This is a genomic window from Xenorhabdus sp. KK7.4 (assembly GCF_963876465.1).
Taxonomy (GTDB): Bacteria; Pseudomonadota; Gammaproteobacteria; order Enterobacterales; family Enterobacteriaceae; genus Xenorhabdus; species Xenorhabdus stockiae.
This window is the reverse complement of record NZ_CAWNQF010000133.1, coordinates 77,027-93,349: the sequence shown is the minus strand read 5'-3', so window position 1 is coordinate 93,349 and position 16,323 is coordinate 77,027. Positions and strand designations below refer to the sequence as shown.

12 protein-coding genes and 1 pseudogene are annotated in these 16,323 nt (G+C 43.4%); 9 read left to right on the top strand and 4 right to left on the bottom strand.

Annotated features, from left to right (window positions below; translation table 11 throughout):
* Positions 1-184 precede the first annotated feature (184 nt).
* The gene (gene hpaR / locus AACS90_RS21305) at positions 185-631 is read left to right on the top strand and encodes a homoprotocatechuate degradation operon regulator HpaR (RefSeq protein WP_099121413.1); all 447 of its coding nucleotides are present in this window, start codon (positions 185-187) and stop codon (positions 629-631) included.
* Between the two features lie 298 nt (positions 632-929).
* On the opposite strand, the gene AACS90_RS21300 is transcribed toward hpaR, so the two are convergent.
* Positions 930-1,106: a hypothetical protein gene (locus AACS90_RS21300; protein ID WP_193757164.1), complete on the bottom strand. Its 177-nt coding sequence runs from the start codon at positions 1,104-1,106 to the stop codon at positions 930-932.
* 75 nt (positions 1,107-1,181) lie between these two features.
* Positions 1,182-2,015: a MurR/RpiR family transcriptional regulator gene (locus AACS90_RS21295; RefSeq protein WP_099121412.1), complete on the bottom strand. Its 834-nt coding sequence runs from the start codon at positions 2,013-2,015 to the stop codon at positions 1,182-1,184.
* Between the two features lie 326 nt (positions 2,016-2,341).
* Between AACS90_RS21295 and AACS90_RS21290 the strand changes: the two genes are divergently transcribed.
* From AACS90_RS21290 to iolB, 8 genes and pseudogenes are all read left to right on the top strand, one after another.
* Entirely contained in the window at positions 2,342-3,853 is a 1,512-nt protein-coding gene (locus AACS90_RS21290) for a CoA-acylating methylmalonate-semialdehyde dehydrogenase (protein ID WP_099121411.1), read from the top strand.
* Positions 3,854-3,902: 49 nt separating this feature from the next.
* The gene (gene iolD / locus AACS90_RS21285; protein WP_099121484.1) at positions 3,903-5,867 is read left to right on the top strand and encodes a 3D-(3,5/4)-trihydroxycyclohexane-1,2-dione acylhydrolase (decyclizing); all 1,965 of its coding nucleotides are present in this window, start codon (positions 3,903-3,905) and stop codon (positions 5,865-5,867) included.
* A 435-nt stretch (positions 5,868-6,302) separates the two neighbouring features.
* Positions 6,303-7,289 (top strand): inositol 2-dehydrogenase, encoded by a 987-nt coding sequence (iolG, locus tag AACS90_RS21280; protein WP_099121410.1) that lies wholly within the window; start codon positions 6,303-6,305, stop codon positions 7,287-7,289.
* Between the two features lie 26 nt (positions 7,290-7,315).
* Complete coding sequence (locus AACS90_RS21275; RefSeq protein ID WP_099121409.1) at positions 7,316-9,004, top strand: solute:sodium symporter family transporter; 1,689 nt, start codon at positions 7,316-7,318, stop codon at positions 9,002-9,004.
* A 30-nt stretch (positions 9,005-9,034) separates the two neighbouring features.
* Positions 9,035-10,166, top strand: a pseudogene (locus AACS90_RS21270) (Gfo/Idh/MocA family protein).
* 73 nt (positions 10,167-10,239) lie between these two features.
* The gene (locus AACS90_RS21265) at positions 10,240-12,213 is read left to right on the top strand and encodes a bifunctional 5-dehydro-2-deoxygluconokinase/5-dehydro-2-deoxyphosphogluconate aldolase (RefSeq protein ID WP_099121408.1); all 1,974 of its coding nucleotides are present in this window, start codon (positions 10,240-10,242) and stop codon (positions 12,211-12,213) included.
* Complete coding sequence (iolE, locus tag AACS90_RS21260; protein ID WP_099121407.1) at positions 12,210-13,100, top strand: myo-inosose-2 dehydratase; 891 nt, start codon at positions 12,210-12,212, stop codon at positions 13,098-13,100. Before AACS90_RS21265 ends, iolE begins: the two co-directional genes overlap by 4 nt.
* 36 nt (positions 13,101-13,136) lie before the next feature.
* Complete coding sequence (gene iolB / locus AACS90_RS21255; protein ID WP_099121406.1) at positions 13,137-13,967, top strand: 5-deoxy-glucuronate isomerase; 831 nt, start codon at positions 13,137-13,139, stop codon at positions 13,965-13,967.
* Between the two features lie 113 nt (positions 13,968-14,080).
* On the opposite strand, the gene AACS90_RS21250 is transcribed toward iolB, so the two are convergent.
* Both AACS90_RS21250 and AACS90_RS21245 read right to left on the bottom strand, forming a co-directional pair.
* Positions 14,081-15,364 (bottom strand): cytosine permease, encoded by a 1,284-nt coding sequence (locus AACS90_RS21250; protein ID WP_099121483.1) that lies wholly within the window; start codon positions 15,362-15,364, stop codon positions 14,081-14,083.
* Positions 15,365-15,387: 23 nt separating this feature from the next.
* The gene (locus AACS90_RS21245) at positions 15,388-16,083 is read right to left on the bottom strand and encodes a helix-turn-helix transcriptional regulator (protein ID WP_099121405.1); all 696 of its coding nucleotides are present in this window, start codon (positions 16,081-16,083) and stop codon (positions 15,388-15,390) included.
* Positions 16,084-16,323 lie beyond the last annotated feature (240 nt).

The window sequence follows — 16,323 nt, the reverse complement described above, 5'->3', positions numbered from 1 at the left end:
TAACTTTCTGTTAACTTTTTATGGCAAAATAATTTTATTTATTTGTTAATATTGAATTCTTTTTCCTTTGTGGATAGTTATGAGCATGTTAGTCTTTTCGACTTTAATGTTGTCTATAATCGGTAGCGCATGCGTTCAACTTATAGAGAATTACCCGTGGTTAACTTAAGAGTCACCTTTACTTATGCATGAATCCCTGACATTAGCATTACTTCAAGCTCGGGAAACCTCGATGGGTTTTTTCCGCCCGATATTGAAGAGTTATAATTTGACTGAACAGCAATGGCGTATTGTTCGCGTACTCGCAAGCAGTCGCTCGATTGATTTTCATGATTTGGCTAACCTTACCTGTATCTTACGCCCAAGCTTGACGGGCATTCTGACCCGCATGGAGCGTGACGGTCTTATCTTTCGCTTAAAACCAATGAATGACCAGCGGAAGCTTTACGTTTCTCTGACTCCGGCAGGTCAGGAGCTGTATGAACAGGCAAAAGGAGAAGTCGATGAAGGCTATAAAGCAATTGAAGCTGCTTTTTCCCCAGAAAAGTTAGCTCAGTTGTTAGAATTGTTGGATGATCTTATTTCTATCGGCAACCATTCCCAAACCGATATAGATGAAAACGAAGAATAGTCAGCACATATTTGTATTAATATATTAATTAACCAAATCTCTCCATAATAAGAGAAAGAGCACCGGAATAAACTGGCTGTTATTTTTTTGAACAGTTTATTGCGGTGTTTTCTTTGATTTAAGAAAAATTTGGCAGCCTGATCGTATTATAGATTTTATTCATGATGCCGTATTTTCATAAAATATGTTTATGTTAAAACACCTCTGCATGAAATAACCCATAATAAATATTGATTATTGACTCAAAGAATAAATAGAGCGTGATTGGTGATTATTTGAATAAAAAAATAATCACAGTTTATAAGCTGACGGAAATAATTAATTTTTGATGAGGAATTATTTTCTGTTTCATTAAGCAATATATTTCAGGTTGCAACCCGTCAGCCAACAACCTGAAATTAATATCCCTGTCGTCTTTCAAGTTGCCTCTTTGTTGGCTGCGCTCATTCACCCCGGTCACCGTTTTTATAAACATACGGCTATCTATGCTCCCGGGGATTTTCTCCCTTGCCGCCGAGATGCAACTCGAAATCCATAGGGTATAGGATAATTATCCGGCATTTTCCTGCCGGTAAGCCAAAGCAACAGCCAGTGATTGCACCAGACATAACGTGGCAGACTGGGAGCGGAATGCATCAACTTTTGCTTCCTTCACCACAAAACAAACATCGTTAAAACTCGCTAATGGGCTGATTTGGCTGTCAGTAATCACAATCTGTTTTGCTCCAGCCTGTGCAGCTCTTTCACTGACCATCACGGTTTCTTCGGCATAGGGGGTAAAGCTGATGGAAACAACTACATCATTTGCCCCAATCATATTCATTTGTTCGCGGAACATACCTCCCAGACCATCTACCAGCAAAGGACGACATTCCAGATGGCTCAGGGCATAGGTTAAGTATGATGCGACACTGAACGAGCGGCGCAGCCCGATAATGTAGATATTTCTAGCATTTGCCAGTAAATCTACTGCCTTATTTAAGTCTTCTGCCGGAGTACGGGCGGCAAGTTGCTGCATAGCCTGCCCATTGGAATGGGCAAATTCCTGCAAAATATGTAGTGGGTCTTCCACTTGCTGGTTATCACCGTCCAGTGCCCTGAACAGACGGGCACGGTCAGTATAACTGGCGGTTTCTTCTACCAGATTCATGCGAAATAACTGTTTCATCTCATTGAACCCGTTGAAGTCAAAGGCATTGGCAAAGCGGATAAGCGTAGAAGGTGGAACATCGGCTTCTTTTGCAATAACCGCAACCGTATCAAATGCCACGCTATTGGTATTATCCAGAACATACCTTGCCACTTGCTGTAACCGCTTACTTAACTCGTCATAACGTGAGCGAATTTGTTCCTGTAGTTCGGGCAGATTCGATGCAGCAGACATAATGTCTCCCTAATAAATTGTAATTGCACAAAAATAGCGTGTTGATCACATTAATAAAATAGTATTTCAATTCCCATTGAAAATGAAATAAATATTTCATATATCTTTAGCATCGTGATTCAATTCATAATGATTCAACTCATCTTACGTGGTTCAGCCTGTATGTGGTTAGGCCTATACACAATGGATTTCAAGATGCATCGCGGCGGCAAGGGAGTTCATCCCCAGGAGCATAGATAGTTATGTGACTGGGGTGAGCGAGCGCAGCCAACAAAGAGGCAACTTGAAAGATGAAGTGTATATAATTGTATTGAGAGAGGCTCAAAATGGAACAGATTAAAAATTTTATTGGCGGGAAACTTATCAGTAGTCAAAGTGTACGAACCTTACCTGTTTTTAACCCTGCAACGGGGGAATCCATTCGGCAGGTTGCATTGAGCACAGCCCATGAAACAAAATCTGCTATCGAATCTGCCCATCAGGCTTTTGAGGAGTGGTCTAAAACCTCACCATTGAAAAGAGCCCGGATCATGTTCAAATTTAAGTCACTCCTTGAGGAAAATCAGGAACATCTGGCTCGCCTGATTTCTGAAGAACATGGGAAAATCTATTCTGATGCAGTGGGAGAACTGACCCGTGGCCTCGAAGTGGTTGAGTTCGCCTGTGGTATTCCTCACTTACAAAAAGGCGAGCACTCTGCCAATGTAGGGGCAGGAGTAGATAGCCATTCTCTGATGCAGCCACTGGGCGTATGCGCAGGAATCACCCCATTTAATTTTCCTGCTATGGTTGCAATGTGGATGTTCCCGATTGCGTTAGCAACAGGCAACACGTTTGTTCTGAAACCCTCCGAAAAAGATCCTTCTCTCTCTATTGAACTGGCTAAATTGTTACAGCAGGCGGGGTTGCCGGATGGTGTATTCAACGTCGTACAAGGGGATAAGGAAGCCGTTGATTTCTTGCTGACCGATCCGCATGTTCAGGCTGTAAGTTTTGTGGGCTCAACACCGGTTGCCGAGTATGTTTATGCAACGGCATCAGCACATGGTAAGCGTTGTCAGGCGCTGGGTGGCGCGAAGAATCACAGTATTCTTATGCCGGATGCTGATTTGGAAATGGCTGCAAATGCCATTATAGGGGCCGCCTTTGGTGCCGCAGGAGAACGCTGTATGGCACTGTCTGTTGTTCTGGCCGTAGGGGATGAAATAGCGGATGAGCTGGTAACAAAACTTCGGCAGCAAATTGACAGAATGGTTGTTGGTGCAGGGATCAGCGAGGGGCGGGAAAACGATATGGGGCCGGTCATTTCTGAACAACACAGGTCAAAAATTTGTGATTACATTAACAGTGGTGTGGAGCAGGGAGCAAAGCTGTTGGTGGATGGGCGAGGGTACCAGGTCACAGGCTATGAGAACGGTTATTTCGTGGGGCCAACTTTGTTTGATTATGTCACCCCAGAGATGAAAATTTATAAAGAAGAGATCTTTGGGCCTGTACTATCCATTGTGCGCGTACCTGATTATCACACCGCACTGAAATTGATTAACCATCATGAATACGGTAATGGCGCTGCTATTTTTACCCGTGATGGTGAAACTGCCCGTCAGTTCAGTGAAGATGTACAGATTGGTATGGTTGGCATCAATATCCCTATTCCTGTTCCTATGGCATTCCATAGTTTCGGGGGCTGGAAACGTTCTATTTTTGGTCCGCTGAATGTACATGGCAATGATGGTGTACGTTTTTATACCCGCATGAAAACAGTCACGAGTCGTTGGCCTGCAAGCGTTCGTCTGGAACACCATAGCAGTAGCTTTGTTATGCCAACGATGGAGTAATCCTATGAATACCAAGCCCATAAATACTGGTTCTGTAAATATCAGCTCCATGAAAGCATCGGCAACATCTTCTCAGGCAAAGCACACTCAAAAAATGACTATGGCTCAGGCTTTGGTCAGGTTTCTCAATCAGCAATATATCAACATTGATGGAGAGGAATTGCCCTTTGTCTGTGGTGTTTTCACCATATTTGGTCACGGTAATGTTGTGGGATTGGGGCAAGCACTGGAACAGGAGCCGGGGCATCTTCGAATCTATCAGGGGTGCAATGAACAGGGAATGGCACATATAGCCACCGGCTTTTCCCGGCAGAAAAAACGGCGACAGATTTTTGCCGTAACTTCCTCTGTCGGGCCGGGCGCTGCCAATATGGTTACAGCCGCAGCTACAGCGACGGCTAACCGTATCCCGCTACTGTTATTACCGGGAGATACCTTTGCATGCCGCCAGCCAGATCCGGTTTTACAGCAGGTTGAACAGTATTGGGATGGCACTATCAGTACCAACGATTGTTTCCGGCCTGTTTCCCGTTACTGGGATCGCATATCCAGACCTGAACAATTAATGGCTGCGATGATTCAGGCCATGCGGGTATTGACTGATCCGGCGGATACTGGTGCAGTGACTATCTGCTTGCCGCAGGATGTACAGGGAGAAGTCTGGGATTACCCTGATTACTTCTTCCAGAAACGGGTACATCATCTTGAACGCCGGCCTGCCTCCTTATCCCGTATTCAGGATGCGGTAGAGCTGATAAAACGTAAGAAAAAGCCATTACTGATTTGCGGGGGAGGAGTACGTTACTCCGGCGCACATGAAGCTTTCCGCCAGTTTGCAGAAACTTTTAATATCCCATTTGCAGAAACACAGGCAGGAAAAAGCGCCATTGTTGCGGCACATCCGTTGAATTGCGGTGGAATCGGTACAACGGGGGGGCTGGCGGCTAATTTACTGGCTAAGGATGCGGACTTAATCATTGGTGTCGGCACACGTTTTACTGATTTCACAACGGCATCCAAATCCTTGTTTCAAAATCCGCAAGCTGAATTTCTTACCATCAACGTGGCAGAGTTTGATGCCTACAAACTGGATGCTGTCGCAGTGATTGCTGATGCAAGAGAAGGGTTATCTGCGATGACTCAGGCATTAGCAAAAACGGGATGGCATTCCGGTTGGCAACAGGAGGTTGCTCAGGCTAAATCAGTCTGGCAGGAGGAACTGTCACGGCTGTTTTCTATCCAGTATCAGGCCGGAGACAAGCCAGAAATTGCAGATCATCTGGATGATAAATTAAATGAATACAGTGACACATTGCAGACTACTCTGGCACAGACGCGCGTACTCGGGCTGATGGATCAGTATCTGGAAGATAACGCCATTATTGTTGGTGCAGCCGGTTCTTTGCCGGGGGATTTACAACGCCTGTGGCAACCCAAAGAGCCGGATACCTATCACCTTGAATATGGCTATTCCTGTATGGGATATGAAATTGCCGCAGCACTGGGGGCAAAAATTGCCTGCCCTAACCAGCCAGTTTACGCAATGGTGGGGGATGGGTCTTATATGATGTTACACAGTGAGCTACAAACGGCGATTCAGGAAAACATCAAAATTATCGTGTTGTTATTTGATAATGCGGGGTTTGGCTGCATCAATAACTTACAGATGAGTCAGGGCATGGGTAGTTTTGTGACAGAAAATCGGTATCGCAATCAACAAAGCGGTCGGTTGGATGGCGCACTGGTTCCGGTGGATTTTGCCAAAAATGCAGAAAGTTACGGCTGCAAAAGTTATCGGGTGCATAATGAACAACAATTGATTACTGCTTTGCAGGACGCCCGTAAACAACCATGTGCCACTCTGATTGATATTAAAGTGATGCCGAAAACCATGACCCACGATTATGAATCATGGTGGAGAACAGGAACAGCTCAGGTTGCAGATAACCCGGCGATTACCACTGCGGCTGAAAATATCAGGCGGTATGTGGAGAAATATACTCGGCAGTACTAGTATTCTTATATACTGTTTCATGTCTTTCATCTGGCCGTGAAATTGCTCTTTTTATATAAGGCGTGGAATATTTATTTCATGCCAAACTCCTTCTTTATCTCTTCACTACAATTGTAATTTCAATGCGTTCAACTTTTCTGTAGTTGAGTGCTTTACTTTTATTATTGCATGATTTTAATGGATTTTTATTAATTCATTCAGATCTGATAGCTTATTTTTCGTGATAGATATAACACTAATTACATCATTTTCATCTCAAAATGCTAACCGCCTCTAAAAAATAAAATTTCCAATGTTTGTTAAATTGAAATAAATATTTTGGTTGATATATTTTTATTCAAACCCAAAGCAAATATACCCGATGGATTTCAGAAGATGGCTCATAACGAAGTAATCTGAAAGACGACGGGGATACAGAGGTATCAAGGAGCATTCATGTTTAATATTGCATTATTTGGTGCTGGCAGAATTGGTCTGGTGCATGCGGTTAGCATTGCCAGTCATAAAGAAACCTGCCTCTACTCTGTCGTTGATCCTTATCAGGTAAATGCTGAAACACTGGCACAGAAATATCAGGTCAAAATACAAACAACTGAAGAAGCAATGTCTGATCCGGAGGTTCATGGTGTACTTATTGCTTCAGCAACAGATACGCATGCTGATTTAATCGAACAGGCTGCCCGCAATAATAAAATGATTTTCTGTGAGAAGCCGGTCCACCTTGAGCTTGAACGGGTGAGGCAATGCCTTGCTGTGGTAAAAGAGTGCCAGGTTCCTCTGTTTGTCGGCTTTAATCGTCGCTATGACCCTCAGTTCCGTCAGATGAAAAATCTGTTTCATGCAGGAAAAATCGGTAAGGCAGAATCCCTGATGATCACATCCCGTGATCCTGCCCCGCCACCGGCTGAATATATCCGGGTTTCCGGTGGTATGTTTCGGGATATGACGATTCATGATTTTGACATGGCCCGTTTTATTATCGGAGAAGAGCCGTGTGCTATTTATGCACAAGGCAGCAATCTGGTTGATCCTGCCATTGGCTCAGCGGGTGATATTGATACTGCGTTTATTGTGATGAAATTTCCTTCCGGCGCTATGGTGAGCATCGCTAACAGCCGCCGTTCGGGGTATGGCTATGACCAGCGTCTTGAACTGCATGGTGAAAAAGGTTTACTGACAGCCGGTAATATTAAGGAAAATAGTGTGGAGTTATGGGGAGATAACGGATGTCTTTCCGCTAAACCCGAACATTTTTTCCTGCAACGTTATCGTGAAGCATATATCGCGGAATGGGATCATTTTGTCGATGTTATGGCTGGCAGAGCTACTCCAGAAACAACCGGTTTTGATGGTGAACAGGCATTATACCTTGCTGATAAGGCGCTGGAATCCCTGTTGTCCGGTAAAGAAATCAAATTATAGATCATAGAAAAACAGGGGAACATTACATGTCAGCTTTTCTTTCTTTTATTGGTTTTACCCTGCTGGTGGCAGGGATTGCTTATTATAAAACAAGGAATAAACATTTAATTGATTCCACTGAAGGTTATTTTCTAGGTGGGCGCTCTCTGACCGGAGTTTATATCGGCAGCTCAATGTTATTAATGAATTTGTCTACAGAACATCTGGTTGGTTTAAATGGACTGGCATTCAGAACGGGATTTATTGTTATGGCATGGGAAGTTATAGCAGCCTTAACTATTGTACTGTTTGCGATTTACTTCCTGCCCAAATATTTAAAATTGGGAATATCAACAATTCCAGAATATTTAGAACGGCGATTTGACAAAAATACTTTACTGATTACCTCTGTTTTGTTTCTGGCTATGTATGTTATTTCGTTATTGCCTATCGTGTTATATACCGGAGCTATTGCGCTGGAAAGTTTATTTCAGGTTTCTCAGGTATTCAATGTCGATAAAACCACTGCGTTATGGATTATGGTCTGGGGTGTCGGCGGGCTGGGTGCCATTTACGCTATTTTTGGCGGAATTAAAGCGATTGCTGTAGCCGATACCATCAATGGTATCGGGTTAATTATCGGCGGAGGCATCGTTACGATTTTTGCCTTACTGTATGTCGGGGATGGCAGTGCCTGGCAAGGCCTGACCGATGTTTATCAGGCTCACCCTGATAAATTTAACTCCATTGGCAGTGAAGATTCACTTGTCCCATTTTCAACCCTGTTTACCGGATTGATCATTTCCAATATGTTCTTCTGGTGCACCAACCAATCCATTGTACAAAAATCATTGGGTGCGAAGAATCTGGCGGAAGGGCAAAAAGGGGTCATGTTATGCGCTGTATTAAAATTGCTTATTCCTTCCATCATTATTTTACCGGGTGTTATTGCATTCCATATTTTTAATGGGCAAATAGATAACCCGGATAATGCCTACCCTGCATTAGTACAATTAGTTTTGCCTAAAATTCTGGTTGGCTTTTTTGCTGCGGTAGTTGTTGGGGCTGTATTCTCTACATTCAGTGGTGGCCTGAACTCCTCCGTTACTTTATTTACTGTCAATATTTACAAACAGAGAATTAACCCGAATGCCAGTGAAGCTCGAAGTGTAGCTGTAGGAAAATATTTGGGTATTGCTCTGGCGTTGGTAACGATGCTGATTGCTCCGCTCGTTGCAAATGCACCTGATGGTTTGTTTTACCTGATCCAACAATTACAGGGGATTTTTAATGCTCCTATTCTTAGTGTTGTGCTGGTTGGGCTGATGACAAAACGTGTTCCTCCGATTGCAGCAAAACTGGGGCTGCTGTTTGGTATGTCAGCATATATTGTTTGTAACTTTATCCTGCATATTGATATCCATTTCTTCCATCTGGTTGGCATCTTATTTGTGCTGAATGTCATTTTTATGTTGACAGTTGGTTATTTCTTCCCTGCTGAAAGTTATGAAGAAGTGTATACAAAACAGGTGGATATTACCCCGTGGTCAATGGTGAAACCTATGGGATGGCTAATTACACTGGCTGCTATCTCAATGTACGTTTTTCTGGCTCAGAATGTGCCGAATTATGTAATGACACTTTATTATCTGTTTGCAGCCGGAATTCTGGGATATGTCGCTTATCAAATCAGTAAAGTATTGTCTAAGCACTCCATTCATCGTGAAAACGCCTAGAAAATCTGAGTGATAGGGAATCCAAATAATATGAAAGAAATTAGGATTGGCCTGATTGGCGCGGGATATATCGGGCGTGCCCATGCTATAGCTTATGCGCAAGCACCGACGGTATTTCCATTAAAAGGAAAATTAATACGTGAAATGATTGCCGGGATCACACCGGAGCTTGCTCAGACTCAAGCAAAAGAACTCGGTTTTCTACGCTCAACGGGCGATTGGCGAGAACTGGTTGCTGATCCTGATATTGATGTAGTTGATATATGTACGCCAAACTTTTTGCACAAAGAAATGGCATTAGAAGCCATTAAGCACGGTAAACATATTTATTGCGAAAAACCACTGGCCCTGAATTCACATGATGCAAAACAGATGGTGGCAGCAGCCACTATCGCCGGAGTGAAGACGCTGGTGGGGTTTAATTATATGAAAAACCCGACTGCTCAGCTGGCTAAAGAGATTATATCGAATGGTGAGATTGGCGAAGTTGTGCATTTTTACGGCACACATAATGAAGATTATATGGCTGATCCCCTGAGTCCTATTCATTGGCACTGCTTTAAGAATGAGGCTGGTTTGGGCGCATTGGGTGATCTTGGCGCGCATATTATTAATATGGCTCAGTATCTGGTGGGAGATATCACAACGGTTTGTGGTGATATGAAAACAATTGTGAAAGTACGCCCTGAAATATCGGGTTCTTCTGTATTGATCCCCGTTGAAAACGAAGATCAGGCTCATGCAATGATACGCTTTGATAGCGGGGCTATAGGCGTGATTGAAACTTCCCGCATAGCCTGTGGCCGCAAAATGGGGCTGACTTATGTCGTTACAGGGACTAAAGGCACTCTGAGTTTTACTCAGGAACGAATGGCGGAACTGAAACTCTACCGGCACGATGAACCGGTCAATCGTCAGGGTTTTAAAACCATTTTGGTCGGGCCGGAACATCCGGATTATGCCCCTTTCTGTCACGGCGCCGGGCATGGTATTGGCTTCAATGACCAGAAAACCGTGGAAGTGAAAGATTTAGTTGATGGTATCGCGTTGGATCAGGATATCTGGCCTGATTTTACTGAAGGCTGGAAAGTCTCTCGCATTCTGGATGCGATTGTCTGCTCATGAACAAAAACGCTGGGTTAACGTCACTGAAATTAATTAAATCTCGCAGTTAGCGACATACATGGGTTAGCAACATAAGTTAGCAAAACGCACATTGGGTAAGAGGTGGAGCGATGGAGCAACATAGAAAGTTTGATGTTATCTGTATGGGACGTATTGCGGTTGATTTATATGGTCAGCAGATAGGGGCACGTTTGGAGGACATGACCAGTTTCTCTAAATATCTGGGAGGCTCTTCTGGCAACGTAGCTTATGGTACAGCGCGTCAGGGATTAAAATCATCCATGCTGGCCAGAGTCGGTGATGAGCATATGGGGCGTTTTCTGCGTGAAGAGCTGGAGAGGATAGGGTGTGATACCAGCCATTTAATTACGGATAAAGAGCGTCTTACGGCTTTGGTGTTACTCGGTATAAAAGACAAAGAAACTTTCCCGCTGATTTTCTACCGTGACAATTGTGCTGATATGGCGATTACCCGCGATGATTTCAGTGAGGAATATATTGCTTCTGCCCGCTGTTTGGCGATTACCGGAACCCATCTTTCTCACCCGAAAACCAGAGATGCCGTGCTGACTGCATTACAATATGCCCGCCGTAATGGTGTAAAAACAGTTATTGATATCGACTATCGCCCTGTTTTGTGGGGACTGACTTCACTGGGTGACGGCGAAACCCGCTATATCGCTTCAGAGCAGGTGACTGCTCAATTACAGGAAGTCCTCTCTCAATTTGATCTGATAGTGGGTACAGAAGAAGAGTTTCATATCGCTGGTGGCGCTAAAAACACCTTAGATGCCTTACGCAGAGTCAGGAAACTGAGTTCTGCCACTCTGGTCTGTAAACGTGGGGCACTAGGGTGCTCTGTATTTATCGGGAATATCCCCGAGACTCTTGATGAAGGGATCACGATTCAAGGCGTTAAAGTAGAAATACTGAACGTGTTGGGAGCGGGGGATGCGTTTATGTCTGGTCTGTTGCGAGGGTATCTGAATAACGAAAGTTGGGAACAAAGTTGCGCTTATGCAAATGCCTGTGGCGCTTTGGTCGTTTCACGGCATGGCTGTGCGCCTGCAATGCCGGATAAAACAGAACTAGATAACTATATCGTGCGAGCAAAAAAACTTGCATCAACAGCAACATCTTATCGCCCTGATTTAGATATCCACCTGAATCATCTTCATCGCGTGAGTAGCCGTCATAAGCAGTGGCAGGAATTGTGTGTCATGGCGTTTGATCACCGGATTCAGTTTGTTGAAATGGCACGTGAAGTGAATGCCAGTCTTGAGCTCATTCCACCTCTGAAAAAATTGTTATTCCAAGCCAGTCAGGAGGTGAGTACAGAAGCTAATCTAAAAGGTCACTCAGGCATATTATGTGACAGTACTTTTGGGCAGGACGTTCTTGATGCTGCGACCGGGCAGGGATTATGGATAGGGCGTCCGATTGAATTACCCGGCTCCCGTCCACTCTGTTTAGAACATGGAAATATTGGTTCCCAGCTGGTCAGTTGGCCATTGGAACATATCGTGAAATGTCTGGTGTTCTTCCACCCTGAAGATAACAGCACTCTGCGTCTGGAGCAGGAAGAAATAGTGAAGGAAGTTTATGCAGCCTGTTGCCAGTCAGGTCATGAGCTACTCTTAGAGGTGATCTTGCCATCAGGAATGACACGTTCAGATGAATTTTACCTGCGTGCACTCAAGCGTTTCTACAATCTTGGTATCAAGCCTGACTGGTGGAAATTGCCTCCTGTGCAATCCACAACGTGGGATCAAATTGAAAAATTGATTATGCAACGGGATCCTGATTGCCGTGGAGTTGTGATTCTGGGGCTGGATGCACCCGCAAAAACACTCAAGGCAGGTTTTAATGCAGCAGCAGGTAAATCCATAGTCAAAGGGTTTGCCGTTGGCCGAACATTATTCGGTAAAGCATCACAGAAATGGCTGGCTGGTGAAATTGATGATGAGACACTCGTTCTCCAAGTAAAAAAGAACTACCACAATCTGATTAATGACTGGCGTCAGCGTGATGAAAAAAATGCAAAAGAAGAACTGAATCCTCAATATACAGGAGAACCGTCATGACCGTTCAACTTGGCATCAACCCTCTGACATGGACTAATGATGATCTGCCTTCTCTGGGAGCAGAAACATCGCTGGAAACCTGTTTATCAGAAGGGCGTCAGGCAGGGTTTGCGGGTTTTGAATTGGGTAATAAATTCCCCCGCCAATCGCAGATATTAGGGCCTATTCTGGCTTCCCATTATCTGAAATTGGTATCTGGCTGGTATTCCGGGCAATTGTTGACACGCAGTGTTGAAGAAGAAATTGCAGCTGTTCAGTCACATTTAACACTGCTGCGTGAACTGGGAGCGACGGTGATGGTTTTTGCCGAAGTGACAGACTGTATACATGGTGACCAGACTAAGCCCGTGCATTTACGCCCCCTTTTTCCGGCAAAGCGCTGGCAGGAGTATGGAGAAAAATTAACAGAGTTTGCCCGTTATACCCAGTCTCATGGGGTTCAGATTGCTTATCACCATCATATGGGAACAGTGATTGAAAGTGCTGAAGACATTAATCATCTGATGGAAAACACGGGTGAAGAGGTTGGGCTGTTATTGGATACAGGGCATTTAACCTTTGCCGGAGACGATCCGCTGACCGTAGCAAAACGCTGGAGTAAACGAATTAACCACGTGCATTGCAAAGATATACGGCCGGAGGTACTGGAAGATGTCAAAAACCGGAAAACCAGTTTTCTGGATGCAGTGTTAAGTGGTGTTTTTACTGTGCCGGGTGATGGCTGTGTAAATTATTCCGATATTTTCAATGTATTGAGAGATAACGACTATCACGGATGGCTGGTTGTTGAAGCAGAGCAGGACCCTGCAGTTGCACACCCGCTGACTTACGCCACATTAGGGTATAAAAATTTACATCGGCTTGCTAAAGATGCAGGGCTGATGTGAACACTGACATTAAAAAGTGATCTTGAGGTAGATTGTATGTCTAAGCTGCTGTCAAAATATCATAAACCCGATCAAAACAAGCGAACACAACATATCTCGCCAGAAATCGCAAACTGGGGATATGTTCATTTTGATGTTTACGAGCTGGATACGGGGGAGTCAATAACATTGGCTGCTTCTGAAAATGAAACCTGTCTGGTTTTAGTTGCAGGAAAAGCAACAGTGAACACTGCTCAACAGCGATTTGAACAGATCGGTGATCGTATGAGTCCGTTTGAGCGTAAAAAACCTTATGCTGTCTATATTGCGCCACATGAGGTGATAGAGATTATTGCTCAAACCCATCTTGAACTGGCGGTTTGTCAGGCAAAAGGGAAAGGAAATTCTCCAACTCGCTTAATTACACCGCAGGATATTGGGGCTGAACAGCGGGGAAATGGGAATAATCGTCGTTATGTTCATAACATCCTTCCTGATCACCAGCCAGCTGATAGCTTATTGGTAGTGGAAGTTTATACTGATGAAGGTTGTACAAGCTCCTATCCCAGCCATAAACATGACACTGATAATGAACCTCAGGAAACCTATTTGGAGGAAACTTATTATCATCGTCTGAACCCACCACAAGGCTTTTGTTTACAGCGTGTTTACACTGATGATCGCTTATTAGATGAAACAATGGCGGTGTATAACAAAGATGTTGTGATGGTTCCGAGAGGGTATCACCCTGTAGCAACAATTGCCGGATATGATAGTTATTACCTGAACGTAATGGCTGGGCCTACGCGTAAGTGGCTGTTTACATGGGAAGCAGATCATCAATGGGTTAATAGTGACACATACGCTGAAAAGCACAGTAAGAGCTAAGAGTTTTTTATTACGAACACAATGAGCTTAAAGATCATACTTGATGGTTAAAGAATAAATTGAAAGACGAAAAGTAAATTGCTCCCTTAGTAGGGAGCAATATCTGGGGTGAATCATGGCAAGCGTTTAAGAGCAGATTTAGTGAACCAGTAAACCCCACTTGCTATTAATAATGAATTAAGTGCTGGTATTCCCCATTCAACAGTTAATCCAATAATACTGCCAACGAGACTGGCGATAATAGCAGCCCAGCCTATAACCGGTGTTTCAGGCGGAAGTTGTCCTTTTTGTCTACTTTCATCCAATACCTTTCGATAAGAACGCAAAATATAGTAATCAACCAGCATGACTCCCAAAATTGGTGGGAAGACGACGCCGAGTACAGTAAGGAAATCCACAAATCGATCTAGAATACCCAAAATAGAAAATAGGGTTCCCAATATCCCAATTACTATTGTTGTTGGAGGATAACGTAGTTTTTTCCCGGTAATTCCTTCGACAGCATTGATAACGCCCAATGATGAAGAGTACAGATTCAGGTCATTCACTCTTAATGTTGAAAACACTACAACGAACAAACCCGCACCACCCGCGGCCTGGGACATAATGGTGACAACATCGGCTGTATTTAGTGCTTTCGCGATTAAAATAGCCAGCCCATTAATAACAAACTCACCGGCAAGAATCGTCAACAGTGTGATCCCAAAAACATGTTGCCCTGATTTGGTATAACGAGTCAGATCAGGAGTCATCAAACTGGCAACAATTGCGCCACCGACAACTATGGTGATACCTGCACTGATAGATAAAGTTTCATCTGAATGAGGTAGCTGCATAATTTCATACCAATTCTGGGCAGAATCACCGGGCAGTACAATGGTGGAAATATAAACAACTAACAGGATAAACATGGGTACAGCAATTCTGGCAGTGAATCGCAATGCTTTAAAACCAAAAGCGACAAGAGTCGTCAATATAGTACCGGATATGATTGCCGCTAGACTAAAGCCAAGTTTATCCCCGCAAGCGAAGTTAAGGGATTTAGCGAAAATAGCATTCTGAATGCCAAACCAGCCTAATAAACTGACGGCAATAACAAGACCGATCAACACGGAACCTATTCGTCCAAAACCGCACCACCGAGCCAATAAACTACCGGATAAGCCTTCACGCATGCCGGCAAAACCGAGGCCAAAAGTGACAATACCAAATATCAGACTGCCAATAAAAATAGCAATAAATGCATCGGTCAGTGTCATAGCGTTGCCGAGGACAGCACCTAACATAAATTGATCCAATGCGGTTAACATGCCCATATGGACGATAGCCACGCTCAGCAAAGATAAACGTTGTTGTTGTGGTACTCGGCTTAGTGGGCTGTGTTCAATTTTGACCACTACCATCGATCATTCCCTGATTTTTAGATAAATAGAACGCCTTTCTCAATTAGACGTTCAGGAATATAACTATCTAATTGTAAATGCCTGCAAAATTCCTCAAATTGCTGATGCGAGTGAACATTCGCTTTCTGATAGATGTTATATATCCGATTTTCTATTGTCTTAGGCGTGACATTGTAAATCTGAGCTATTTCCTTACTTGAACGCCTTTGCAACATCAAAAAGATGACATCCAGTTCCCCTTTGGTAAACAGGTCTGTTTCAGCCTCAGTTGTTAACACGCTGGGTTTGTGTTGATTAATATATTTCAGAGGGGAAAGACTACTGAGTGGCTTGGCATTCCAGACAATGCCAATGCATTCTTTTTCATCGTTGTACACAGGGAATTTTTCGCTGATAAAAGGGGCGAGGCTATTTTTTCCATACCAATAATGGGTTTCGATGATGGAAACCCTGTCTTTTGATTCTTCGGTTCTCCGGTCATGCTCTTTTAAATCTTGTGTAAATTGATCTTCAGACCAGTGAGCCGGAAATTCACAATCAAGTTTACCCTCTACGTCAAAATTTTCAGGTGTATTAGTATATAGATAGGCTGCTTTATTCATATAGATATGACGGGACTCTAAATCCTTTATGCCCCAAGGATCGCTGAGATGTTCCATCATAGCGATCAACCCTTTCAAGTAGGTTTCATTATTTTTATAGAGTGAACTCATTTTTATCTCATATAGTTTACATGTGGTAAATTTTATTATGTAAATAGTAACCAATATATCTATATGTTATTCCTCATTGATCTTTAAATAGAAGTCATAATTTTGATATGGAATGGGCGAGTTTTTGATAAAAAGCATTGGCATAAGTCATATTTACTTTATTTAATATTATTTTTGTATTTTTATTATTATTTTTTAATGGTGTTAATCAAAATATAACTCGAAAAATTAATATTTTCC